A 24,782-nucleotide genomic window follows, 5' to 3' on the forward strand; every position below is an offset into this window, starting at 1 on the left:
AGTTAAGCATATGCAATTATCATTTTCTGTTTATCGCTATAACCCAGATGTAGACAATGCTCCTCGTATGCAAGACTACAAACTTGAGGTTGAAGAAGGTCAAGACATGATGGTGCTTGATGCACTTATCGCGTTGAAAGAACAAGATCCAACGTTGTCATTCCGTCGCTCATGCCGTGAAGGTGTTTGTGGTTCTGACGGTGTAAACATGAACGGTAAAAACGGTTTGGCGTGCATCACGCCTTTGTCTGCCCTTGGTAGCAAGAAAATCGTTGTTCGCCCTTTGCCTGGTTTACCTGTGGTACGTGACTTAGTCGTTGATATGACTCAGTTCTATACCCAGTACGAAAAAATCAAGCCGTTCTTGATTAACGACAACAATCAACCGCCAGCACGTGAGTTTTTACAATCACCTGAAGAGCGCGAGAAGTTAGATGGTTTGTACGAGTGTATCTTATGTGCTTGCTGTTCAACCTCTTGTCCTTCATTTTGGTGGAACCCTGACAAGTTCATTGGTCCTGCGGGCTTATTGCACGCTTACCGTTTCTTAGCTGATAGCCGTGATACCGCGACTGAACAACGCTTGGGCGATCTAGATGACGCATTTAGTGTGTTCCGTTGTCATGGGATTATGAACTGCGTTAGCGTTTGTCCGAAAGGGTTAAACCCGACCAAAGCAATTGGACACATCAAGTCCATGCTGTTACAGCGGGCTGTTTAGTTTTTAATTCTGTAAGTTATCTCTGCAGAATGATAATGTCTAAATAGCCATCCCAAATCGGGTGGCTATTTTTTTAGTTTACAAACTGTAAGTTAAGGTGAGCATCAGCAAACCTTTAAAAGGTCGTGTGCATCTGCACATTTAATTGTGAGTCTTAATAAAATTCAAGGGACAACAATGCAACAAAGCGTGATGAAAGCATGGTGGGATTCTTCTCACATGGCTGGTGGCAACGCTGCTTATGTAGAAGAACTATACGAAGCATATCTTGAAGACGCGAAAAGCGTATCTGACGAATGGCGTGCTATTTTCGACAAATTACCTAAGGTCGAAGGAGCTGAACTTGAGACTAAGCACAGTGAAATTCGTGACCAATTTCGAGCATTAGCTGCACTGGGTCCTGTTGCTCGAGCAGGGACTGTTTCTACTGGTACATCTCATGCCAGCGATGAGAAACAAGTTAAAGTTTTACAGCTTATTAATGCATACCGTTTTCGCGGTCACCAGCACGCAAATCTTGATCCATTAGAACTTTGGAAACAACCCAGAGTTCGCGATCTTGAATTGTCGCATCACTCGTTATCAGAAAAAGATTTCGACACTGTATATAATGTCGGCTCTTACGCCATAGGCCAAGACAGTATGAAATTAGGTGATTTGTTCAAATCACTTAACCGTACTTATTGTGGCTCAATTGGTACTGAGTACATGCACATTACCGATACAGAACAAAAGCGCTGGTTACAAGATAGAATTGAATCTGTACAAGCTAAACCTGAAATTTCTCGAGATGAGAAGGTCGCCATTCTTAAAGGCCTAATTTCTGCTGATGGCATGGAGAAATACCTAGGGGCTAAATTCCCAGGAGCTAAACGTTTCTCTCTTGAAGGCGGTGACGCATTAGTGCCTATGCTCAAAGGCTTGATTAGTCATGCTGGCGAATGTGGCACGAAAGAAGTGGTTGTCGGTATGGCTCACCGAGGACGTATTAACGTTCTTGTTAACGTACTAGGCAAAAACCCGTCGGTTTTATTTGATGAATTCTCTGGTAAGCACGACAACACTTTAGGTGCTGGCGATGTTAAATACCATGCTGGCTACTCGTCAGATTACGCTACCCCAGGCGGCAACGTGCATTTAGCACTTGCTTTCAACCCGTCTCATTTAGAAATTGTTAATCCAGTGGTTATCGGCTCGGTGCGCGCGCGTCTAGATCGCAGAAACTGTGAAGATGGCTCTGTGGTATTACCGATTACTATTCATGGTGATTCCGCTATTGCTGGTCAGGGTGTAGTGCAAGAGACATTTAACATGTCTCAAACACGTGGTTTCAAAGTGGGCGGTACGGTTCGCATCGTTATCAACAACCAAGTTGGTTTCACCACATCCAATACGGAAGATACGCGTTCAACTCAATACTGTACTGATATTGCTAAAATGGTACAGGCGCCTATCTTCCACGTAAATTCAGATGATCCTGAAGCCGTTATGTTTGTGACTAAGCTAGCCCTTGATTATCGTAATAAATTTAAACGCGACGTGGTAATTGATTTAGTCTGTTACCGCCGTCACGGACACAACGAAGCCGATGAGCCGAGTGCGACACAGCCGTTGATGTACAAGAAGATTAAAAAGCACGCTGTTCCTCGTCAGCTTTATGCCGAGCAATTGCTAGCCGAAGGCTCTATTGAATCTCATGAAATAGACAAGTTAGTATCTGATTATCGCGCAGCACTTGATCACGGAGCTTGTGTGGTAGAAGAGTGGCGCCCAATGACTGAGCATTCAGTGGATTGGACTCCGTATCTTGGCCACGACTGGACTGCACCTTATGAGGGGCAAATCAGTGTAGAGAAGCTTAAAGATCTCGGCGATAAGTTATGTACTTATCCAGAAGATCACAAGTTACAATCTCGCGTAGCCAAGCTATATCAAGACCGTCGCGCTATGGTTGCTGGTGAAAAATTACTTGACTGGGGAATGGCCGAAAATCTAGCTTACGCCTCTATCGTTGACCGTGGCTCAAACATCCGTATGACAGGTCAAGATTCTGGTCGTGGTACCTTCTTCCACCGTCATGCTGTATTGCATGGTCAAGGTGATGGCGAAGCGTATATGCCACTTGCGCATTTACACCCAGAACAGGGGACCATGGAAATATACGATTCTGTATTATCAGAAGCGGCTGTGCTGGCCTTTGAATTCGGGTATGCCACGGCAGAACCAGGTACACTGACCATTTGGGAAGCTCAATTTGGTGATTTCGCCAACGGTGCTCAGGTGGTTATTGACCAATTCCTAAGTTCAGGTGAAGCCAAATGGGGCCGACTATGCGGTCTTACTATGCTGCTTCCTCATGGTTACGAAGGTCAAGGCCCAGAGCATAGCTCGGCACGTTTAGAGCGTTTCTTACAAATGTGTGCTGACCATAACTGGCAGGTGTGCGTACCATCAACGCCAGCTCAGGTTTTCAACATGTTGCGTCGTCAGGCTATTCGCCCGATGCGTAAGCCACTAATTGTTATGTCACCTAAATCATTGTTACGCCATCCATTGGCCGTTTCTTCTCTTGAGGAGTTGTCGACTGGCGTATTCCAAAACGTGATTGATGAAATTGACGAAATGGATGCCTCGAAGGTGAAGCGCGTCGTGATGTGTTCAGGCAAAGTGTATTATGACTTACTTGATCAGCGCCGTAAGAGTGAGCAGGATGATGTTGCTATTATTCGTATTGAGCAACTCTATCCGTTCCCGCACGCTGAAATTGAGCCTATCGTCAATAAGTTCAAACACGTTACTGATTGGGTTTGGTGTCAAGAAGAGCCACAAAACCAAGGTGCTTGGTATTGTAGTCAACACCACTTTTGGTCAGCTATTCCTAACGGCGCAAAATTAAGCTATGCCGGTCGTAACGCATCTGCGTCGCCAGCGGTAGGGTATATTTCTGTTCACAACCAGCAACAAAAAGAGTTGGTTGATGATGCATTAACTATTAAATAAGGATCCAGTATGTCAATAGATATTAAAGTACCGGTATTGCCAGAATCTGTGGCCGATGCATCAATTGCCACTTGGCATGTGAAGGTAGGTGAACAGGTTACTCGCGATCAAAACTTGGTCGATATCGAAACCGATAAAGTGGTACTTGAAGTGGTTGCTCCTGCAGATGGCGTATTAAGCGACATCCTAGATGAAGAAGGTGCAACAGTACTAGGCGAGCAGATAATCGCAAAATTTGAAGAAGGGGCTGGCGCATCTCAAGCAAAAGAGCAAAGTGCACCAGCAGCAGAGAAAACATCCAGTAATAAAGGTGAGTCAGTGGAGATTAAAGTACCTGTTCTGCCCGAATCAGTGGCAGATGCAACCGTAGCAACATGGCATGTTCAACCAGGCGAATCGGTCTCTCGTGACCAAAACTTGGTAGATATTGAAACCGATAAAGTGGTTTTAGAAGTGGTTGCTCCAGCCGATGGCACCTTGAGTGACATTCTCGCTCAAGAAGGCGAAACGGTAATGGGTGAGCAAGTGATTGCTAATTTTGCTGCAGGCGCTGCGCCCGCTAAAGCTGAAGCCACTGCTGCCGCTAGTAGTGATACAGGCGGTTCAGACAATGACGCCTTAAGCCCTTCAGTACGCCGTCTATTAGCTGAAAAAGGCATTGATGCTGCGAGCATCAAAGGTACAGGTAAAGGCGGTCGTGTGACTAAAGAAGACGTTGAGAAATCATTGTCTGCGCCAGCTAAGAGTGCAGCACCAGCAAAAGCTGACGCACCGGCGACGCCTTCACTAGGCGGTGAGCGTTCTGAAAAACGTGTACCTATGACACGTCTTCGTAAGACAATCGCGAGTCGTTTGCTTGAAGCGAAAAACTCTACGGCTATGTTGACAACGTTCAACGAAGTTAATATGAAGCCTATCATGGAATTACGTAAGCAATATCAAGAGTCGTTCGAGAAACGTCACGGTATTCGTTTAGGTTTCATGTCTTTCTACGTTAAAGCAGTAACAGAAGCGCTTAAACGCTTCCCAGAAGTGAATGCGTCTCTTGACGGTGATGATATTTGTTACCATAACTACTTCGATGTATCGATTGCAGTGTCTACTCCTCGCGGTTTGGTTACACCTGTATTGCGCGATTGCGATACACTGGGTATGGCTGGTATCGAAGGTGGCATCAAAGCACTTGCACTTAAAGGGCGTGACGGTAAATTGTCAATGGCTGATATGCAAGGTGGTAACTTCACTATCACTAATGGTGGTGTGTTTGGATCATTGCTTTCAACCCCTATTATTAATCCACCACAGAGCGCTATCTTGGGAATGCATAAAATCCAAGATCGTCCTATGGCGGTGAATGGCAAAGTAGAAATTTTGCCTATGATGTATTTAGCACTTTCTTATGATCATAGAATCATCGACGGTAAAGAGTCTGTTGGTTTCTTAGTTACGATCAAGGAAATGTTAGAAGATCCAACGCGTCTGCTACTGGATGTTTAATAGGATCTAAGCGGGTAAGTCATTGACTTACTCGTTTCTTGCCGTTGTTGTTTCTATAATATCGGCTAACAAAATCAAGCTGCCAAGCGCGGCTTTTTTCTTAAACAAAACGGATAGAAAACCATGAATTTGCATGAATATCAGGGTAAACAATTATTCGCTGAATACGGTTTACCTGTATCTGAAGGATATGCTGCGGAAACTCCGCAGGCGGCAGTTGAAGCTGCAGATCGTATTGGCGGTACTGAATGGGTTGTGAAATGTCAGGTTCACGCTGGTGGTCGCGGTAAAGCAGGTGGCGTTAAGCTTGTTAAAAACAAAGATGAAATCAAGGCATTTGCTCAAAAATGGCTTGGTCAAAATTTGGTGACTTATCAGACAGATGAAGCTGGGCAACCAGTAAGCAAAATCTTGGTTGAAAGCTGTACAGATATTGCTCAAGAATTGTACCTAGGTGCAGTTGTTGACCGTGCTTCTCGTCGCGTAGTTTTCATGGCATCTACCGAAGGTGGTGTTGAAATTGAGACCGTTGCTGAAGAAACACCTGAAAAAATTCTTAAGGCTGAGATCGATCCTCTAGTAGGTGCTCAACCTTACCAAGCTCGCGAAATCGCGTTTAAACTTGGTCTTAAAGGCGTTCAAATCAAACAGTTTACTCAAATCTTCATGGGTTTGGCTAAATTGTTCGAAGAAAAAGACATTGCACTAATCGAAGTAAACCCGCTTGTTATTAAAGACGACGGTAACCTTCATTGTCTTGACGCGAAAGTAGCGATGGACAGCAACGCTGCATATCGTCAGCCTAAGCTTCAAGAAATGCACGATCCTTCACAGGAAGATGCACGTGAAGCACAAGCGGCTAAGTGGGAACTTAACTACGTAGCACTTGATGGCAACATCGGTTGCATGGTTAATGGTGCAGGCCTAGCAATGGGCACTATGGACATCGTTAACTTGCACGGTGGCTCACCAGCTAACTTCCTAGATGTTGGCGGCGGTGCAACCAAAGAGCGTGTTGCTGAAGCATTCAAAATCATCCTTTCTGATTCAAATGTTGCAGCCGTTTTGGTTAACATTTTCGGTGGTATCGTGCGTTGTGACATGATCGCTGAAGGTATTATCGGTGCAGTTAAAGAAGTGGGTGTAACCATTCCTGTTGTTGTACGTTTAGAAGGTACAAACGCAGAGCTTGGCCGTGATGTATTGGCTAACTCAGGTTTAGATATCATCGCCGCTTCTAGCTTAACGGATGCTGCGAAACAAGTTGTTAAAGCTGCCGGAGGTGCTGCATGAGCGTACTAATCGACAAAAACACCAAGGTAATCTGTCAAGGTTTCACTGGTGGACAAGGTACTTTCCACTCAGAACAAGCTATCGAATACGGTACGCAAATGGTCGGTGGTGTTACGCCTGGTAAAGGCGGCACAACTCATCTTGGTTTGCCTGTTTTCAATACAGTACGTGAAGCGGTTCAAGAAACAGGCGCTACTGCGACTGTTATCTATGTACCAGCGCCTTTCTGTAAAGACTCTATCGTTGAAGCTGCAGATGCAGGTATCGAATTGATCGTTTGTATCACTGAAGGTATCCCTACGCTTGATATGCTTTACGTTAAAGAATACGTAAATCGTAAAGGCGTGCGTATGATCGGTCCTAACTGCCCAGGTGTTATCACCCCAGGCGAGTGTAAGATTGGCATCATGCCTGGTCACATTCACAAGCCAGGTAAAGTCGGTATCGTTTCTCGCTCTGGTACGTTGACGTATGAAGCTGTTAAGCAAACAACAGATGAAGGTTTCGGCCAGTCTACGTGTGTTGGTATCGGTGGCGACCCTATCCCAGGCTCTAACTTCATTGACATCCTACAGATGTTCCAAGACGATCCTAAGACTGAAGCAATCGTAATGATTGGTGAAATCGGCGGAACGGCTGAAGAAGAAGCAGCTGCATTCATCAAAGCTAACATCACTAAACCTGTTGTTTCTTACATTGCTGGTGTAACTGCTCCTGCTGGTAAGCGCATGGGTCATGCTGGTGCGATTATCTCTGGTGGTAAAGGTACTGCTGACGACAAATTTAAAGCACTTGAAGATGCAGGCGTTAAGACTGTTCGCTCACTTGCTGACATTGGTCAAGGTCTTCGCGAAATTACCGGTTGGTAAGCTTGCTTAGTACTCATAAAAACCCGCTTTTGTAGCGGGTTTTTTTATGACTAAAACTCGCTAGAATAGGATACTCAACAGCAGCAGGCTTACGCCAAGAATAATGTGTAAAAAGGATTTATCAATCGAGTGATGAACAAAACCATCAGACCGTTTCTTCTGCTAATGACTTCACTTTATGCTAACCCAGCCCTTTGTGCAGCCATCAGCAGTGGTTGTTACAATGAATGCCGAGAACTTTTCAGAGATATCTCTTTCAATAGCCCCCTTGTAGGGCTGGGTTATCTTATTGCTCCTATCATTTGCTTCGTACTATTCGCTGGTAAGGAGACTTCGGTCAAAAATACCGAGTCCGAAAATCTAAATAAGCATATAGTTAGACTCTTTGGGTTACTTGCTATTGCATCAGTCGCGCTAATTGTCTTGGTTCAACTTTGGCGCTCCTGAATATTCCTAACTTGGTACTCTGCTGCAAAGTGTTAAAAAGGAGCCTAAGCTCCCTTGCTTACCTTTGAAGGACTATTCTTCCGACTCAGACATATGCTCATCTAATCCTGAGATAAATTCGCTTCCATGAATCATCTCAATGCTGGAATTACTGAAATCATCACCTATGGGCTCTATTCGCCCGCCTAAACAAGAACCCAAAAATGCTTCTGCTACAGCGAAAAATGACAGATTGTTTTCTGGTTTACTAAAGCCATGCCCTTCGTCTGGGTAGAGTACATAGGTCACTGGGATGTCACGATTTTTCATCGCATTAACGATTTGGTCGGACTCAGCTTGTTTTACACGTGGGTCGTTAGCACCTTGCCCTATGAGTAACGGCTTAACGATTTTGTCCACATGTGTAATAGGTGATCGTGCTTTAAGCAGTGCTAAGCCTTCTTCGGTTGTAGGGTCGCCCACGGCTTCGTAGAACTTCTGACGAAAGCTCTCCCAGTAAGGCGGGATTGAATCGAGTAAGGTGACTAGGTTTGATGGACCGACAATATCGACTCCACATGCAAACGCTTCAGGGGTAAAAGTCAGTCCGGTTAAGGTTGCATAGCCACCATAACTGCCACCCATAATGGCGACTCGGTCATCTGTAGTAATGCCTTGCTCAATGGCCCACTTCTTTGCATCGATAAGATCGTTATGCATAGCACCGGCCCATTCTTTATTTCCAGCATTGAAAAAGTCCTTGCCAAATCCTGTAGAGGCGCGAAAGTTAACCTGTAACACACTGTAACCTCGATTCGTTAACCACTGCGCAGTAGAATCAAAGCCGAATACATCCCGTGCCCATGGGCCGCCATGAACCAATAAAACCAGCGGAGACGGACGCTCCGGTTTACCATCTTGGTCGAGATCTGCATCCAAAGGTAGCGACAAGTAACTAACCAATTCAAGGTCATCACGTGAAGGGATAACTACACCATGCATGGTAGAAAGAGGCAGGTCGTTAACCTTTGGCTGCGTCACAAACATATTGTTTAATTCGCCGCTTGTGGTATCAAATACCTTATAAATGGGGGATTGATTGCTTTGGTCAGTGAATACAGTCCACAGGGAATTGTCCAACGTTTGGGCTAACACCTGAGAGCCGCCACTAAGTTGGCTGTTCAACCGTTTGATGGGTGTTTGGAGTGTACTGCCAATTGCGTGCCATACAGGTTGAATGTAATTCAATGCATACGCTAAGGGTTCGTGACTGCTTGGGTGCAACAGCACATTTGATACATCTACTTTGTTATCACTGGCGATGACCTTAGGAGTGGTCTCACCCAAAAGTAGATAAACGAGTGCAGCCGTGTTTCGCTCTCGCGTATCGAGCATATATATGCCCTGATTATCTTTATCAAAGCCAATAATGTTAAAGGGTTCAGAATCTAAAAAGGGTACCTCGAACCACAAACGCCATTTATCTTTTATTTTAGTAAACACTTGGCTCGACCTATCTGGTGCGGTTTTCACTGCTAGGCGGACCTGCAAGTTATTGTCTAACGTATATTTGGTATAGCCGTTATTTTGCTCCAGTAATGTGCGCTCCCCTGTGGCTACATTGACTTGATATACATCGTGCCACTTGGCATCGCGATCGTTCATACCTACTATGATAGTACCGGGGTGATTTACATTTTGGTGCATTTGATCGGCTTGCACACCCGCATAGGGGGTTAAATCTCTGATGTTGCCACTGGCGATATCAATCCGGTGTAAATGCCAGTTCTCATCTCCATCTTTGTCTTGGATGAAAAACACGTATTGACTGTCGAGTGACCAAAAGTGGGTAGGGATCCCACGACCGGTGTCATGCGTTATTGGCACTGCACTGTTGAAGTCCCCTAAGTTGCCCACCCATAGGTTCATCACGCCATCAACTGGCGCTCTAAAACTCATCTTATTACCATCTGGGCTGATGCGACCTTGATAGCGAGTGGGGTTACCAAATAAAACCTCCCGAGAAATGAGCGCTGGGGCAGAGGCTTGTTGAGCACCTGGATTAGATATTTTCTGGCTTGTCTGATTTATGCTGTTGGTGCAGCCGATCAATGTCAGCAATGCGCTCAATGTTAAAGCGTAAAACAATGAAATTTTCATTCGATTCCCTTTATGTTGGCTTTGAGTAGGGGCCAAAACCGCACGAATAAACTCTTTGTCCCTGTGTTTAGCAATATGAATATAGCCCATAACGCGAGGTATATAGTGTTGTTTTGAAAGGAAGAACATCGCGAGGCGCTGCACATACTTAGACAGATACGTGCATGCAGCGCTTTTGAAAGCGTTAGCGGTCTATTTAGGCTCTGGGCTGAATGTTAATATTACTGCGAAACAAGTTTAGTTTATCAACACGACTTTTAATTTCTTCTAATTTTGGCCTGTTAGCACCATAAGGGCCAATTGAGCGCTCTTCGTCATATTCGGGCACAAAATTGACGTATACGCTGCCCGTTGAGAACGTCTCAAGTTGATTAAACAGTTCTCTAACCCAGGCTTTACCTGCGTCGTCCCCATCAGTGGTTTGCCAACGCCCATGAATATTTACCGTGTACGCTGTTGAGCGATGGGGAAAGGCCATGGCATCAGGCGCCACTCGAGATGCAGCGCCGCCTAGCTGAGCCGTAAAAATTTCACATTCATCTGATGGTAACTGTTCGGCTGCGTTGACTAACGTATCGATAAGCTCGTCAGTCATTTCGGTAAAGTCGCTAGATTTCCAATAATTTCGCGCCCCTGGTGCAAGCAGTGGATCGAATGCTGCTTGCCACGCAGCGTAAGGGACTGGGCCAACCGCATCTGCTAAAGGCTTTGCAATACTGCGAAGTGGGGCGAGTGCCTCTTCACCTTTTGCTATATCTCCCACGTATATCATCGGCAGAATAATGACGGGCTCACCGTGATGTTCGGGGGCCAGAAAGGGAAAGGGCGGTGCTTTGCGCATGACAGGCCAGCAACTTGCTTCATCCGGCATTGATTTGGCGATGTCGCGATATGTGCGTAGAATTGATTTCGCTTCGGTAAGGGGAAATACAGCCGGACCGCCAAATACCATCGGTCCAACAGGATGCAATTTCAATTCAAATTGTGTTACTACCCCAAAATTACCGCTGCCGCCACGTATAGCCCAAAATAGTTCGCTGTTTTCCTGCTCTGATACATGCAGAAAATCGCCCTGAGCATCAACTAGATCAACGCTAATAATATTATCAACGGTATGCCCAAAAGCTCGGCTTAACCAACCATATCCGCCACCCAACGCCAGACCTGCAATCCCCGTTGTTGAATTAATACCAGTCGGGACTGCCAGACCGAAGCGTTGAGTCTCGTGATCAATATCTCCCAAGCAAACGCCGCTTTGCACTCTTGCTATGCGCGCCGTAGGATCAACGGAGATGCCTTTCATACAGCTCATATCTATCGTTAGGCCGCCATCACATAACGCGCTGCCCGCAATATTGTGGCCACCGCCTTTCAATGAGATTAACAGTTCATTCTTTCGAGCGAATTGTATGGTTGTTACCACATCTGCGGTTCCACTGCAGCGGACGATGAGGGCGGGGCAGATGTCTATCATGCCATTCCATAGTGCACGAGCCTCTGCGTAACCGGCAGTGTCAGGTAGTAACACCTCACCGCGAATAGAGGAAGTGTACTGTTCAAACTGTTGTGTATTTATATCCTTTTTTTGGCCATCAAGGCCCATAATATGAATGTTCATATCGTCACTCCTTTGGTTGATTTATAACCAAGGGTAGGCGTTAGTAAAAATGCAGTCTAGTGAACATTTTGCACTAGGGGGTACAAGTTGTTTACTGGCTAGGGTGCTAAATACACGTTTAGGGCGTATGCTAAATTGACTTTTCACTGAGGAATACCACTGTGAATACAACCCCCTATGGGCAGTATTGCCCACTAGCAATGTCTGCAGCTTTTCTATGCAATAAATGGACATTATTGATCTTTAGAGAGTTACTGTTTGGTTCAACAAACTTTAATGACATAAGCCGAGGAGTGCCGCGAATGTCGCGCACATTGCTGTCGAACCGCTTGAAAGAGCTGGTCAATATTGGCTTGATAACGCGCCAAGAAAAGCAGGCAACAGGACAAGTTGATTATGTGTTGACTGAATCAGGTAAAGCCCTTGAGTCAGTGGTTTTCTCGATGGCTAGCTGGGGGCAGGAGTGGTTAGAAACCGAGCCATCATTGGATAATATTGATGGTAGTTTCTTGATGTGGGACATTCGACGTAATGTGAGAATACATGAGGATTTGCCTAACCTTTTTATTGCCCATTTTTTGCTGACTGACATGCCTGAGAATAAAAGCGAGTATTGGTTGATATTCGAAAATGGGCAAGTGGATTTATGTTACGTGGACAGAGGGTTTAATGTAGATGTAAACATTGAAGTGGCTGCGCGCGAACTTACCAAAATTTGGATGGGCTGGGAGGATTTTTCCGCTGCAGTCAAAGACCACACATTGAAATTCAGAGGACCTAAAAAATACACCGAAATTGCCGAGTATTGGCTAGGTTGTAGCACGCTTGCGCATATCAAAAAACGCGAAGGGCACTTACTCGTGTCTGAGTAAGTGCTGGGTTCTATCTTACTCGCTAGAACTTAGATTATGAGTAACATTGCTATCACTAGGTGATACCCGCCATATTATATTGCCTACATCATCTGCCACTAATAAATTGCCGCTCTTATCAAACTCAACCCCGACAGGGCGGCCTCGGGCTTCATCTTCTTGGTTTAAAAATCCTGTCAGAATATCAATAGGTTTCCCCGCAGGTTGTTGATTTTTAAAAGGTACAAAAATGACTTTATAACCAGCTTTAGGTTCACGGTTCCAAGAGCCATGCTGGCCGATGAACATGCCTTCGCTTACATCGTTTAGTGCATGCCCACCTCGAGAGTACATTAACCCTAGCGATGCGGTGTGAGCGCCTAATGCATAATCGGGTTTAATGGCGCGCGCTACTAACTCAGGCTCTCGCTGCTCGACTCGGGTATCAATATTTTGCCCGTAGTAACTATAGGGCCAACCGTAAAACCCGTTTTCTTGAACTGACGTCATATAATCAGGCACTAAATCGTTACCCAACTCATCTCGCTCATTAACTGCTGTCCATAACGTATCGTCGACCCAAGTCATGCCTACGGGGTTGCGTAATCCAGAAGCGAAAACACGATGCTCACCTGTTGCAATGTCGATTTCCCAAATTGCGGCCCGGCCAATTTCGGCTTCAAATCCATTTTCTGCAATATTACTGTTGGAGCCAATCGAGGCATAAAGTTTAGTGCCGTCCTTATTGGCGATAAGGTTTTTGGTCCAATGATGATTGAGTTCCCCCCCAGGCAGTTTTATTAACTCTGTACCTGCGGCTGTGATCTCAGTTTGGCCTTGCTGATAAGGAAAACTCACCACGGCATCCGTATTGGCAACATACAAGGTATTGCCGATGAGTGTCATGCCAAAGGGAGAGTGAAGGTTTTGCAAGAATCGGGTTTTCGTTTCCGCCACACCGTCCTTATCAGCGTCTCTTAATAAAGTGATACGATCTGCACTTGGAGTGCCCGCACCAGCCTTTGCCATAATTTTGCCGGCAATCCAGTCCTTAATTCCGCTATCGTCTTGGTCTTTCTGCGGCTTGTTACTCTCAGCCACCAAAACATCACCGTTTGGCAAAGTGTAAAGCCATCTTGGATGATCTAAATCCATTGCGAAGCGATTCACTTGGATTGAATCCAAAGGGGTCGTAGGTTTCTCGCCCTCAGGCCAGCCTACAGCACTGGCAATGCTCACATTAGGGATAAGTGTGCTGTTAGGTTCAACCAAAGTGGGCTCTTCGCCAAAGGTCACAGCAGGGTCTATTTTAGAGCTTTCGCTGCAACCGCTTAAGCCAATGAGTGAAACGATCAGCGTTGTGCTCCCAATGGCAGGTATAAAGTGTTTAAAGTTAGATAAATAGGGGCCAAAAAAAGTACGTAGAGGGTACATGAAATCTCCTGAAGTTCACTAAACTAGATGAATCTAGCGCCGTATAGTTGATGATATAGAATGGACACGATAGTACACATGAAGCAATTTTTTTGCCGCTTATTGTTAACGAAAAAATTCATCGCAAACGTTTATGTTTTGGCGTCATTACGCCTTTATACGTTAATAGCGTGAATCTGCCTAAGGAATTAAGTTAAGTAACATTTGCATTTTGTATAGCCGTTTTACGCGCTGGAATGCTAAGGGGAAACTACCCTACTGGACGTTGAGGCGCAGGTTAATCAGTGGTGAAAGAATAGGCGTAGCTTAGTTCAATTTGGCATCATCTCGGTACATGCTGTATTTTTGCACAAGTTCTTCAAATGCCTCAGATTCTTGTACTTCGAGTAACGCTTGGTTGAATCTATCTCTAAGCTGCTGGTTTGAGAAACCCACTCTGTAACGATTTGGCGCAAAAAGGTTATGCACAGTCACCGGGGTCAGTTGATGACTGGGCTCTAGCAGGGCCTGCAGGTGAGTAAAAATGTTTACGTCCATGATCACCACCGACACATTGCCATTTAACAGCATCGCGACTTGCTTCTGCTGGTCCGGCAGTTCAACGTAAAGAGGAGCTTTGTGGGCGGCAAGTGTAAACTCTTCGCCGAGATTCTTAGAAGCGGTTTGATAAGCTGACATGACATACTGCTGTAAATCTTTCGGCTGTTTTAACTTAATATCTCTGGCCTGTAGTGTCACCGCCACATTTTGGTATTCGATGTAAACATCACTTACGGAAATACCGGATACATCCGCTTTTTCACTGACTGTTAGCGCAGCCTGAACGTTCTGGTTTTTTAACATGCTGAGGCTACGTCCATAGGGGACATAGATTGGTTTAAAGGTATAACCCATTTTAGTAAAAACGTGGCGAGCGAGATCAAGCTCAAACCCACTGTTATCCGCCGAGTTAACATAGGGTGGTTTGGACCAGCCCACGGCTACCTCGATAATGTTCGTTTTCGCTTCAGCCAACGCATTAACAGACAAAAGGAAGAAAACAAGCGTCATCCACCTTGTGTTTACTGTTAGAGCGCCTCGAAAATTCATTATCTACCTTTCGCGTTAATAAAGCCGATTTGTGGTGGGTTGTCTAAATCATATTGGTTGAACCTATTTTTAGAGCAATTTCACACAAAGTCATCTATTAATCCTGAAAACAGTACAAAGTTAGCCTAATTTACTAGGCTTTCGCCATATTTTGACTCTCTGCTAACAATTTCATACTGTGCAAACGAGCGTTTTGATCATGTATGGGAAAGGAAAAAATCACCTCATCTACCCTAGTGTTCTCAATGAATCGTGCTAATTGGGAATGTGCAGTCTCGGCAGAGCCAACAATGGCATACTGTAATGTGTGAGCAATCATTGACAGTTCCGCCGGGCTGCACACGGCAGTGATCTCATCAACTGGCCTTGCGAATGGCTTGTTCGCCCCTCGGCGCAAATTAGCAAATTGTTGTTGTAATGAGGTATATAAGTATTGTGCTTCTTCATCTGTGTCAGCAATAACAGCCATCACACCTGCCATCGTGTAAGGCTGATCTAATTGCACTGACGGTTTGAACTGGCCGCGATATATATTCAATGCATCAAATAAAGCATCTGGTGCGAAATGGGACGCAAATGAATAAGGCAAACCAAATTGTGCTGCTAATTGGGCACTGTATAAACTCGAACCAAGTAACCACAGTGGCACGTGACTGTCACAACCTGGAATAGCGAGGATCGCTTGCTCAGCACTTGGTGTTCCTAAATAAGCTTGCAGGGCGCGAATATCATTAGGGTAGTCTTCCACACTGGCTTGCATATTACGTCTTAACGCTCTTGCTGTTGCCATGTCCGTGCCTGGTGCACGTCCCAATCCTAAGTCAACCCTGTCAGGGAAAAGTGCAGCCAAGGTACCAAATTGTTCGGCAATGATAAGCGGGGAATGGTTAGGTAACATGACGCCACCGGATCCTATCCGAATCTTGCGGGTGGCAGCGCCAATGTGACCAAGCACCACCGAAGTAGCTGAACTGCCGACACCGCGCATACCATGATGCTCCGCTAACCAAACTCGGTTGTAACCCAATTGCTCTGCTTGCACCGCCATCTGACGACTGTTTTCGAGTGTCTGAGAAATGTTTTGCCCTTGCACAATGGGGGCTAAATCTAAAATTGAAAACGCAGTGGTACCTGTCATATTACTTGTCCTAAAGGCCGGCTAATCAGTGACAGGTGGGGGTGTTATTAAACGAAAACAAGCGCCAGTTGTGAATTGTCACTATTTGATTTATCTATGCTTATCTATTCAGCGCCCACGACTAAATACGAAGAACAATCTTGCAAAGGCTGGATCACGCTTTGGTGCTCAGCTTTAAACACAACCCCATTGTGAGGTCCTTGTAGCGTCAACGTGTCACCTTGTCGAACCAATGCCGTGCCTTCTTTAATACCCAACACCGGCATCCCTGGGTTTAAAACACAAAACTCGGCTATTCGCTGGGCGCGTGTTTCTCCGTTGTGGCCAGGCGGTTGATAATCGCTGTAATGAGGGTTAAGTTGAAAAGGTACTAAATTAAGCGCCTCAAACGAAGGGGGATAGACTATTGGCATGTCATTAGTCGTACGAATTGTATTCCCACAAATATTGGAGCCCGCGCTCCAGCCAACATAGGGCATACCGTTTTTCGCTCGTTCACGAATAGGGTTTATGAGGCCTTTTACATAAAGCTGGTTTAATAAATGAAATGTGTTGCCGCCTCCCACCATAACAGCATCGGCTTGAGCGATGGCAGTCACGGGATCATCAAAAGACTCGATGCCAACAATATTGAGCTTTGGCAAAGCGGCTTGTACTTTTTGGGTGTAGTTCGGCCAATCAATGGTGACGCCAGCGTAGGGAATAAACACGATACGCTCACACCGAGCTAAATGCCGAGCAATCATTTGACTGGCATGGGTTAAATATTCTTCATCACCTGCACGTGAGCTGCTTAACATTAATAAATTCAAAAGTGTTCCTAGGTATGCGCGTTGAACCAAAATGATATCAATTCAACCAACAAATTTCAGGCAATAAAAAACCGGCTACTTGATGAAATACAACTATTTCTCAGGTGCCGGTTTTATTTACGTTTCTACATTAAAAACGTTTTTTCACCGTAATTCCATAAGTGGCAGGCTCGGCCATATAGGCGTTTAACTTACCCTCTTGCAATGGTGTGTTGAAGTTGGTGCGGTTAATGTACTCTTCATCCAATATATTACGGCCCCACAAAATCACGTCCATATCGTATTCAGTGAAGTTCATGAACAAACGTAAGTTCAATATATTGTAGGAATCTTGGACCGCATACGGATCGTTACTGCCATCTAGTATCACATCACCGGTGTAACTGTATTCACCTTGAATATAGGCATAAATGCTATCACTCAATTCAAAGTCTTTCTTGACACTTAACACCGCGTAGTTTTCAGGCTCGCCTCCAGGGCGGTCTCCCGAGCGGTCACAAAATCCATCAGTTGGATTAACACGACCTGGGTCGTCAATACCTGTATGCCATGAATAAGCCGTCCAGCAGTTGCCAGCTTCGAAGGTTTTATATTCAGCATTTACTAACGCATAACCGAAGTTCACTTCCACGGTGTCCATGGGGATCCACGTTGCTTCTAACTCCATGCCTGATATTTCATAGTCACCGGCGTTTTGTAAGTTGAAACCATTTCCTGTAAAGGTGTTCGCTTGAAAGTCATCAACCGTGGTGTAATGGGCAGCGGCATTTACCCGCAAATTTTGCTCGCGGAAATCTTTCTTGATCCCCACTTCAAAGGACTGAGACGTTTCGGCGTCAAAGATTGGGTTAAAGCTGGCCGCGATCCGATCGGTATTAGTACCGCCTGATTTATAGCCGTTACCGTATGAGGCATACAATAACGTGTCGGCGTTAGGTTGGTAGCTCAGTTTCAACGTACCACTGATTTGGTCGTCACTTAAACTTTCTTCAATATTGCTGCGCGGGCGAGTGGTATCTCCTAACAGTGGAAATGCCCAACCTGCTTCACTGAAACCTTGGAATGTGCCCAATGTGGCTTGGCCTTCTGCCGTGGTCAAATCAATTGCCCCCGCGGCAATACCGCCGGCAACGGTTAACGCCGATACTAAATCCACAGGAGTGTTGTCAGCCAAACCATTGATGCCTGGCCCGACTTCAGTGAAAACAGTGAGTAAGTCTTTTTTCTCTTTGGTGAAACGTAATCCTGCGGTTAGGGTGAATTCATCAGTGAGTTTGTAATCAAATTGCCCAAAAATGGCATAGCTTTTATGTTCCTGCTCGGCCATGTGATCAAAGCCTGTACCTGCTGGAGCTGCAGCCGCTCTTGGGGCAATTAACCCTGCGGAGGCAAGGCCATCAATACCACCTAATAACGCGTCAAACGTGCCAGGAGCACCGGTTAACCCATCAACTGTTTGGCCCAACACGCTCAGCGCGAAGCCTTCGAATATGTTGTCAGTGTAAAGGCTATAGTTTAGATCTAAGTCTTGAGTAAAATAATAAGCGCCTAAAATAAAGTTCAAATCTTCGCTGGTATAATCTAGGCGAAATTCCTGAGAAAAAGAGCTTTGCTCAGAGTCGTTCAAAGTACCAAATAAATCTGCGTCCGTGAAATCACTGTCAATATTGTCGTAGGAGTCAAACGCGCGTATCGCCGAGATTGATACAAAAGTGTAATTTTCGTCTAATTCCCAATCGAGTTCAGCAGAAAGCCCGCGGTCTTTCATGGTCGCTACAGGTAAAAATGAAACGGCTACTTCTCTATCAAAAAAGGCCTCTCCACCTTCAAAGCGTGTTCCGCCTAATTGGTCTATCGCCGCATCGGTGCCAAACTTTCCTGGAATTTCATTTGCTTGAAAGTTGCTTAGTTGCACTGGGGCGCCACAGCAAATTTCGTCTATTTCTGCATAGTCAGCAATCACACGAAGAGACACATCTTCGCTTGGGGTATACAGTGCTTGTAAGCGACCACCAAAACGATTTCTGTCATTGAGTACATCTTCGCCAAAATTTACATCATCTATGGTACCGTCACGATCACTTGAAAACCCTGTTACGCGAAAGGCTAAAACGTCTTCTATCGCGGATAGAGACACAGCACCCGACAAATTCACTAGTCCGTAATTACCCACCGTGGCTTCAACAAATCCATCTCCGCCGCCGTGGCTAGGGGCTACTGTGGATAACAAAATCGCACCGGAAGGAGTGTTTTTACCAAATAATGTACCTTGAGGGCCTCGCAGTACTTCTACAGCAGCGACATCAACTAAGTTGTTGATCATGGAATTTTGACGAGCGCGATAAACTCCATCAACGTATAGGCCAACCGAGGACTCCAAACCAAAGTTTTGCGAAGAGGTGCCAACACCACGAATGGAGAAACTAGAATTTGTCGCACTTTGGCTTTGAAAGGCCCCTAGACCGGGTACGTTTGTTTGCAAGTCATACATATCTTTGATAACCGCCTCTGCCATTGCTTCGCCGTTGAAAGCGGTAACAGAAACGGGGACTTCTTGCAGATTTTGCGCGCGTTTTTGCGCAGTGACGGTAATGGTCTCGAGCCCTTTGTCATCAGGAGCGACGTCTTGGGCGATAGAGAGCCCTGCGTTTAGCGCAAGTGCTAAACCAATAAATGAGGCGGCGGGGGTACGTTTTAAGCGATTAGGTAAAATGGGCATTTTATACTTCTCTCAATGTGTTAGCTCTGAGCCCTCACGGCTTATTATTCGAATTTTTGCTGTGAGGAGCGACGATATCCAACACATTGCCTGAGCAGCAACTAGTCAGATGAGCATAAGAGTGCAAGTTTTTCACACTAAAGTAAATAATACGTTAGTAAAATGTTAAAGGTGGATTTAAACCCCTCATATCAACCAGTTGGATTGTACGCCGCACCGTTGCTGCGATAGGGATTCAGCATAATGTAAATCAATACAAAACCATTAAAAGAATCAATTAAACTAATAATAGCTTTGTCTCTACTATCATTTCAGTTTCATATTGAGGTGGTTAAATGTCAGAGTTTTATATCGTGCGACACGGTCAGGCGTCTTTTGGTGCTGCCAATTACGACAAACTTAGCGAGTTAGGTCATCAGCAGTCAGTTTGGTTGGGTGAGTATTTCGCTCAACGGAATATGACGTTCGGTCAGCTTTGGTTAGGGGAGATGGTTCGTCATCAAGAAACGGCGGCCGGCATCTGTAAGGGGTTACGCACCGAAATTGAGACTTCGACACATACGGGGTTAAATGAGTTCGATTTTCAAAATATCGCAGCCGCTTATTTAGCCCAGCACCCAAATGATGCGGTGCAAAAAGGCGCTCCTCCAGCAGAGTTTTATCGGTTGCTGAAAAAAGCCATGGGCGCTTGGTCTGCTGAGCAACTCGACCCCAGTATGCTCAATGAAACTTGGGTGCAATTTCGCCAACGTGTATTTGATGTACTCGATGTATTGGGGCAGAAAAGTCACGATAAACCTGTCCTATTGGTGAGCTCGGGTGGGGCTATCTCTATGCTAATGAGCATTGTTCTTGAGCTTGAGGCGAAGCATGTTATCGAGCTGAACATGCAAGTGCGAAACGCCAGCTACAGTCATTTCTTTTTTAATCGCGACACCGTGCGGTTAAGCAGCTTCAATAATGTACCTCACCTTGATATACCCGAGCGTGTTGGTGCCGTCACGTTTAGTTAAATGGAATAAAATACTATGAATTTCGATTACTCAGAAAAAACACAAGATCTTATCGCCCGTTTAGAAGCCTTTATGGACGAGCACATTTACCCTAACGAAAAGCAATATCTTGCAGATGTTCAGGCTGCTTCTGCTAATCCAGAAACTCGCTGGAAAACCTTACCTTTGATTGAAGAGTTAAAGGAAAAGGCCAAAGCAGCAGGCTTGTGGAATCTATTTTTACCCGAAGAGTATTTGCCCTATGGTGCCGGTTTAAACAACCTTGAGTACGCTCCTTTATGTGAAATAATGGGGCGTGTCATGTTCAGTTCAGAAGTATTCAACTGCAGCGCACCTGATACAGGCAATATGGAAGTGCTTGCCCGTTATGGCTCACAAGAAGATAAAAAACGCTGGTTAGAGCCTCTTCTTGAAGGCAAAGTGCGCTCTGGTTTTGCGATGACCGAGCCTGCAGTAGCCTCGTCTGATGCCACCAATATTGAAACATCCATTGTGCGTGACGGTGATGAGTACGTCATCAATGGACGTAAGTGGTATACCAGTGGTGCCATGAATGAAGACTGTAAAATTTTAGTGGTAATGGGTAAAACGGACCCCAATGCCGCCCGTCATGAACAACAGTCACAAGTATTGGTGCCTATCGATACGAAAGGTGTAACCGTTTTACGCCCGCTGAGCGCAATGGGATTCTATGATGAGCCGGTAGGTCACGCTGAAGTATTGTTCGAGGACGTACGCGTGCCTGCTTCCAGTTTATTGATGGGGGAAGGTAGAGGGTTTGAAATCGCGCAAGGTCGTTTGGGGCCGGGCCGAATTCATCATTGCATGCGCTTGATTGGGTGTGCACAGCGTGCGCTTGATTTGGCCTGCGAGCGAGTAGAGTCGAGGATTGCCTTTGGTCAGCCATTGAGCAAGCAACAATCGGTACGTGAAAGCATTGCTAAAATGCATTGCGAGATTGAACAAGCGAGGTTGCTAACGCTAAAAGCGGCTGACAAGATGGATCGTTATGGCAACAAGGTCGCACGAGACATCATTGCGGCGATTAAAATAGTCGCCCCTTCTATGGCGTGTAATGTGATTGATCAGTCAATACAGATGCATGGTGCAGCGGGTACCAGCCAAGACTTTATCTTGTCAGCTAGCTACGCGTACGCGCGCACAATTCGCTTAGCTGATGGCCCAGATCAAGTGCACATGATGCAGCTGGGACGCAATTTAATTAAAGATCACAACGCATAATTGGAGTGTGACCCATGAGTAAGCAAAGCGCTGTAGAGCAATTAGATGAAGCAAAATTAGCCACCTATTTAGCGCAACATATTGCCGGTTTTAGTGGCCCTGTAAAGGCCACTAAATTTGCAGGTGGGCAGTCAAACCCTACTTTTAAATTGCAAACTGCGAACGCAACCTATGTGTTACGTCGCCAACCGCCGGGTAAGTTGTTGAAGTCGGCCCATGCGGTTGACCGTGAATATCGTGTTATTAAAGCATTGGAAAACACTGATGTCCCAGTGGCCAAGGTTTATCATCTTTGTGAAGACGTTGATGTTATTGGCAGTATGTTTTATGTCATGGAGTTTATGGACGGCAACGTCTATTGGGACAGTTCGTTACCTGAAATGGCCGATAAACAAACCCGCAGCACCATGTACCAGAATATGGTCACGGTCATGGCGACCATGCATAGTGTTAATGTGGATGAGGTCGGCCTTGGGGACTATGGAAAGCCGGGTAATTACTTTGAGCGCCAAATAAGTCGCTGGACCAAGCAATACCGTTTATCTGAAACCCACGAAATTCCTGAAATGGATCAACTCATAAGCTGGTTAGAAACCAACATTCCAGCTGATGATGGCAAAGTCTCGTTAGTACACGGTGATTATCGTATGGACAATTTGATGTTCGCCAAAGATTCAACAGACATTATTGCTGTGCTGGATTGGGAGTTATCGACTTTAGGTCATCCCTATGCCGATTTAGCTTACCAGTGTATGCAATTACGCCTACCAGATAACGTAGGTAAAGCGACCGGGCTGGGTGATGTCGACAGAGCCGCACTGGGTATTCCAAGTGAAGAAGAATACGTTGCACAATACTGCAAACTGGTAGGTATTAATGGGATAGAGAACTGGAATTTTTATTTGGCATTCAGCTTTTTCAGACTAGGGGCTATCGCCCAAGGCGTGGCTAAGCGAGCGGTTGATGGCAATGCGTCGAATAAACAAGCGCTGCAAGTAGGCAAGCTTGTGCAACCTTTAGCGCAATACGCCTTAAAAATTCTTAAGTAAATAACAGCTACATACGCCGCCGATTAAGCGGCGTTTTAACAGATAACGGAGTCAAACATGAAAGCCATCGTATGTAATGCTTTTGGTCCAGTAGAGGACTTGGAATACAAAGACGTACCCGACCCAAAAGCGGATAAGGGCCAAGTCGTCGTCGACATTAAAGCCTGCGGAGTTAACTTCCCTGATGGGTTAATCGTACAAGGGCTATATCAAATGAAGCCTGAAGTACCGTTTATACCGGGTAACGAAGTAGCAGGCGTGATCAGCGAAATCGGTGAAGGCGTTCCACATCTTAAAGTTGGCCAACGCGTCATCGCTTTGTGTATGTTAGGCGGTTACGCCCAGAAAGTTGCCTGTGCTGCGACACATGTCATGCCGCTGCCAGACGAAATATCCTTTGATGAAGCGGCAGGTCTAGTAACAGCCCACGCTACAGCTCATCATGGCCTTAAGCAGCGAGCTAATATACAGCCGGGTGAAACCTTGCTAGTCACTGGCGCTGCTGGTGGCACTGGACTTGCTGCCGTGCAAATTGGTAAACAAATGGGCGCAAAAGTCATAGCAGTGTGTTCGACTCAAGAAAAGCTCGACATGGCCAAAGCCAATGGTGCTGACATTCTCATCAATTACAGTGAAGTTGACTTAAAGAGCGCAATTAAAGACGTCACCAATGGCAAAGGCGTCGATGTGGTATACGAATGTGTTGGCGGTGATACATTCCACGCCTGCTCACGCTCTATGGCCTGGAACGGTCGATTACTGGTTGTTGGTTTTGCAGGTGGTACTATTCCTGAATTTCCAGTGAATTTATCATTGGTGAAAGGTTATTCCGTTGTTGGCGTGTTTTGGGGCTCGTTTACTCAGCATCAACCTCAAGACTTCGCACAAAATATGAAAGAGTTATTAACCTGGTATGTGCAAGGCAAAGTGAAAGTGGTGGTAGATGAAGCATTACCTTTAGCACAAGCCAAAGATGCATTGAATAAAGTAATGGGCCGAGAAGTAAAAGGCAAAATGTCACTTAACCCTTAGTTTTCTGACTCTTGTCTTGACTCTTGTCTCGACTCTCGTCTTAGCTCTCGCTCTGACTGGATTCTGAAAACACTTGTTAAACAAAAAACGGGCCTCAAATGAGGCCCGTTTCGTTTTTGGTGCGTGTTGAACAACAAAATTAATCATTGTCTTTTTACTTGCGTCAGTTCCAACACGTTGAGTAAATTGGTCGCCAACACGCTAAACAGTATCGCGTTATACAATAACTAGATGCGGTCGTTTAGAACAGCAACAATAGGTGAGGCGGTTAGGCCATTTTCTGATGCCCAGGCCACAACCGTTTTGCCGTCTTTTTCAGGAGAGCTTAAATCACTTTTAGGCATTTTTTTAACCATTAGGGTGCCAGTTTCAACCGCATCATTTAGCATCGCGGTGCGGATAAGGCTATTGCCTCCACAGCTGATACCAGAGTAGTAATCTTGTAACTTAAGGCGATAATCAGACTGCACGCGTTTCATTTTTTTGCGTAACTCGCCTTTATCATCGGCTTTTACGATAGTGCATATATTTTGTAATGCTTCGGCTACGTCCGCTTGTGCAGGGGCAGCGAAGATAATAGAGGTAGCAGCGATAGCGATAGAAGTTTTAACAATTTTCAACATGGTCAATTCCTCGGTTCCATTTAATGGGTTTTAAATATTGTTTGTTTCGTTGAGGTTATTAAACGCCATATAGCGTGATTAAAAAATCTACCAGGTGATACTAAGGTATAAGGCTCTATACCTTAGGCTAATACAAAACCCGTGCTAGGCGTTTAAAGGGTAGTCACACTTTGTTGCAGTTATAAGCTAGTCCCGA

Annotated in this window: 18 protein-coding genes; 10 read left to right on the forward strand and 8 right to left on the reverse strand. The window is 45.4% G+C overall.

Annotation, left to right across the window (positions count from 1 at the left end; translation table 11 throughout):
- The first annotated feature begins 10 nt into the window (after positions 1–10).
- From PATL_RS09170 to sucD, 5 genes are all read left to right on the forward strand, one after another.
- Positions 11–721 carry a succinate dehydrogenase iron-sulfur subunit gene (locus PATL_RS09170; RefSeq protein WP_006993808.1) on the forward strand — a complete coding sequence of 237 codons (711 nt, stop codon included), beginning with the start codon at positions 11–13 and terminating at the stop codon, positions 719–721.
- A 177-nt stretch (positions 722–898) separates the two neighbouring features.
- Entirely contained in the window at positions 899–3,721 is a 2,823-nt protein-coding gene (sucA, locus tag PATL_RS09175; protein WP_011574619.1) for a 2-oxoglutarate dehydrogenase E1 component, read from the forward strand.
- A 9-nt stretch (positions 3,722–3,730) separates the two neighbouring features.
- Entirely contained in the window at positions 3,731–5,218 is a 1,488-nt protein-coding gene (gene odhB / locus PATL_RS09180) for a 2-oxoglutarate dehydrogenase complex dihydrolipoyllysine-residue succinyltransferase (RefSeq protein WP_011574620.1), read from the forward strand.
- Between the two features lie 123 nt (positions 5,219–5,341).
- The gene (sucC, locus tag PATL_RS09185) at positions 5,342–6,511 is read left to right on the forward strand and encodes an ADP-forming succinate--CoA ligase subunit beta (RefSeq protein WP_011574621.1); all 1,170 of its coding nucleotides are present in this window, start codon (positions 5,342–5,344) and stop codon (positions 6,509–6,511) included.
- The gene (gene sucD, locus PATL_RS09190; RefSeq protein WP_011574622.1) at positions 6,508–7,380 is read left to right on the forward strand and encodes a succinate--CoA ligase subunit alpha; all 873 of its coding nucleotides are present in this window, start codon (positions 6,508–6,510) and stop codon (positions 7,378–7,380) included. The genes sucC and sucD overlap by 4 nt, the downstream gene beginning before the upstream one ends.
- A gap of 519 nt (positions 7,381–7,899) precedes the next feature.
- Here sucD and PATL_RS09200 read toward each other — a convergent pair.
- Complete coding sequence (locus tag PATL_RS09200) at positions 7,900–9,966, reverse strand: S9 family peptidase (RefSeq protein WP_041713607.1); 2,067 nt, start codon at positions 9,964–9,966, stop codon at positions 7,900–7,902.
- A 196-nt stretch (positions 9,967–10,162) separates the two neighbouring features.
- Positions 10,163–11,584 carry an FAD-binding oxidoreductase gene (locus PATL_RS09205; protein WP_011574624.1) on the reverse strand — a complete coding sequence of 474 codons (1,422 nt, stop codon included), beginning with the start codon at positions 11,582–11,584 and terminating at the stop codon, positions 10,163–10,165.
- A 161-nt stretch (positions 11,585–11,745) separates the two neighbouring features.
- Here PATL_RS09205 and PATL_RS09210 point away from each other — a divergent pair, with 161 nt between their 5' ends.
- Complete coding sequence (locus tag PATL_RS09210) at positions 11,746–12,456, forward strand: winged helix-turn-helix transcriptional regulator (RefSeq protein WP_011574625.1); 711 nt, start codon at positions 11,746–11,748, stop codon at positions 12,454–12,456.
- A 15-nt stretch (positions 12,457–12,471) separates the two neighbouring features.
- Here PATL_RS09210 and PATL_RS09215 read toward each other — a convergent pair whose 3' ends face one another.
- From PATL_RS09215 to PATL_RS09235, 5 genes are all read right to left on the reverse strand, one after another.
- A complete protein-coding gene (locus PATL_RS09215) occupies positions 12,472–13,869 on the reverse strand; it encodes a PQQ-dependent sugar dehydrogenase (RefSeq protein WP_011574626.1) in 1,398 nt (465 codons plus the stop codon).
- A 306-nt stretch (positions 13,870–14,175) separates the two neighbouring features.
- Positions 14,176–14,958, reverse strand: a complete 783-nt coding sequence (locus tag PATL_RS09220; RefSeq protein ID WP_011574627.1) for a substrate-binding periplasmic protein — start codon at positions 14,956–14,958, stop codon at positions 14,176–14,178.
- 133 nt (positions 14,959–15,091) lie between these two features.
- Positions 15,092–16,096, reverse strand: a complete 1,005-nt coding sequence (locus PATL_RS09225; RefSeq protein ID WP_011574628.1) for an LLM class flavin-dependent oxidoreductase — start codon at positions 16,094–16,096, stop codon at positions 15,092–15,094.
- Positions 16,097–16,200: 104 nt separating this feature from the next.
- On the reverse strand, positions 16,201–16,908 hold the full coding sequence (gene pepE, locus PATL_RS09230; RefSeq protein WP_041713611.1) for a dipeptidase PepE: 708 nt from the start codon (positions 16,906–16,908) through the stop codon (positions 16,201–16,203).
- A 130-nt stretch (positions 16,909–17,038) separates the two neighbouring features.
- Positions 17,039–19,627 carry a TonB-dependent receptor gene (locus tag PATL_RS09235; RefSeq protein WP_011574630.1) on the reverse strand — a complete coding sequence of 863 codons (2,589 nt, stop codon included), beginning with the start codon at positions 19,625–19,627 and terminating at the stop codon, positions 17,039–17,041.
- Between the two features lie 335 nt (positions 19,628–19,962).
- Between PATL_RS09235 and PATL_RS09240 the strand changes: the two genes are divergently transcribed.
- Genes PATL_RS09240 through PATL_RS09255 form a run of 4 tightly spaced genes read left to right on the forward strand, consistent with a single transcriptional unit; the run spans position 19,963 to position 23,963 of the window.
- On the forward strand, positions 19,963–20,640 hold the full coding sequence (locus PATL_RS09240) for a histidine phosphatase family protein (RefSeq protein WP_011574631.1): 678 nt from the start codon (positions 19,963–19,965) through the stop codon (positions 20,638–20,640).
- A 15-nt stretch (positions 20,641–20,655) separates the two neighbouring features.
- A complete protein-coding gene (locus tag PATL_RS09245; RefSeq protein ID WP_011574632.1) occupies positions 20,656–21,882 on the forward strand; it encodes an acyl-CoA dehydrogenase family protein in 1,227 nt (408 codons plus the stop codon).
- A gap of 14 nt (positions 21,883–21,896) precedes the next feature.
- Entirely contained in the window at positions 21,897–22,931 is a 1,035-nt protein-coding gene (locus tag PATL_RS09250) for a phosphotransferase family protein (protein ID WP_011574633.1), read from the forward strand.
- 57 nt (positions 22,932–22,988) lie between these two features.
- Positions 22,989–23,963 carry an NADPH:quinone oxidoreductase family protein gene (locus tag PATL_RS09255; RefSeq protein ID WP_011574634.1) on the forward strand — a complete coding sequence of 325 codons (975 nt, stop codon included), beginning with the start codon at positions 22,989–22,991 and terminating at the stop codon, positions 23,961–23,963.
- Between the two features lie 227 nt (positions 23,964–24,190).
- Here PATL_RS09255 and PATL_RS09260 read toward each other — a convergent pair whose 3' ends face one another.
- Positions 24,191–24,586: a DUF3718 domain-containing protein gene (locus tag PATL_RS09260; RefSeq protein WP_011574635.1), complete on the reverse strand. Its 396-nt coding sequence runs from the start codon at positions 24,584–24,586 to the stop codon at positions 24,191–24,193.
- Positions 24,587–24,782 lie beyond the last annotated feature (196 nt).

It is taken from the genome of Paraglaciecola sp. T6c, from assembly GCF_000014225.1.
In the GTDB taxonomy this organism is placed as follows: domain Bacteria; phylum Pseudomonadota; class Gammaproteobacteria; order Enterobacterales; family Alteromonadaceae; genus Paraglaciecola; species Paraglaciecola atlantica_A.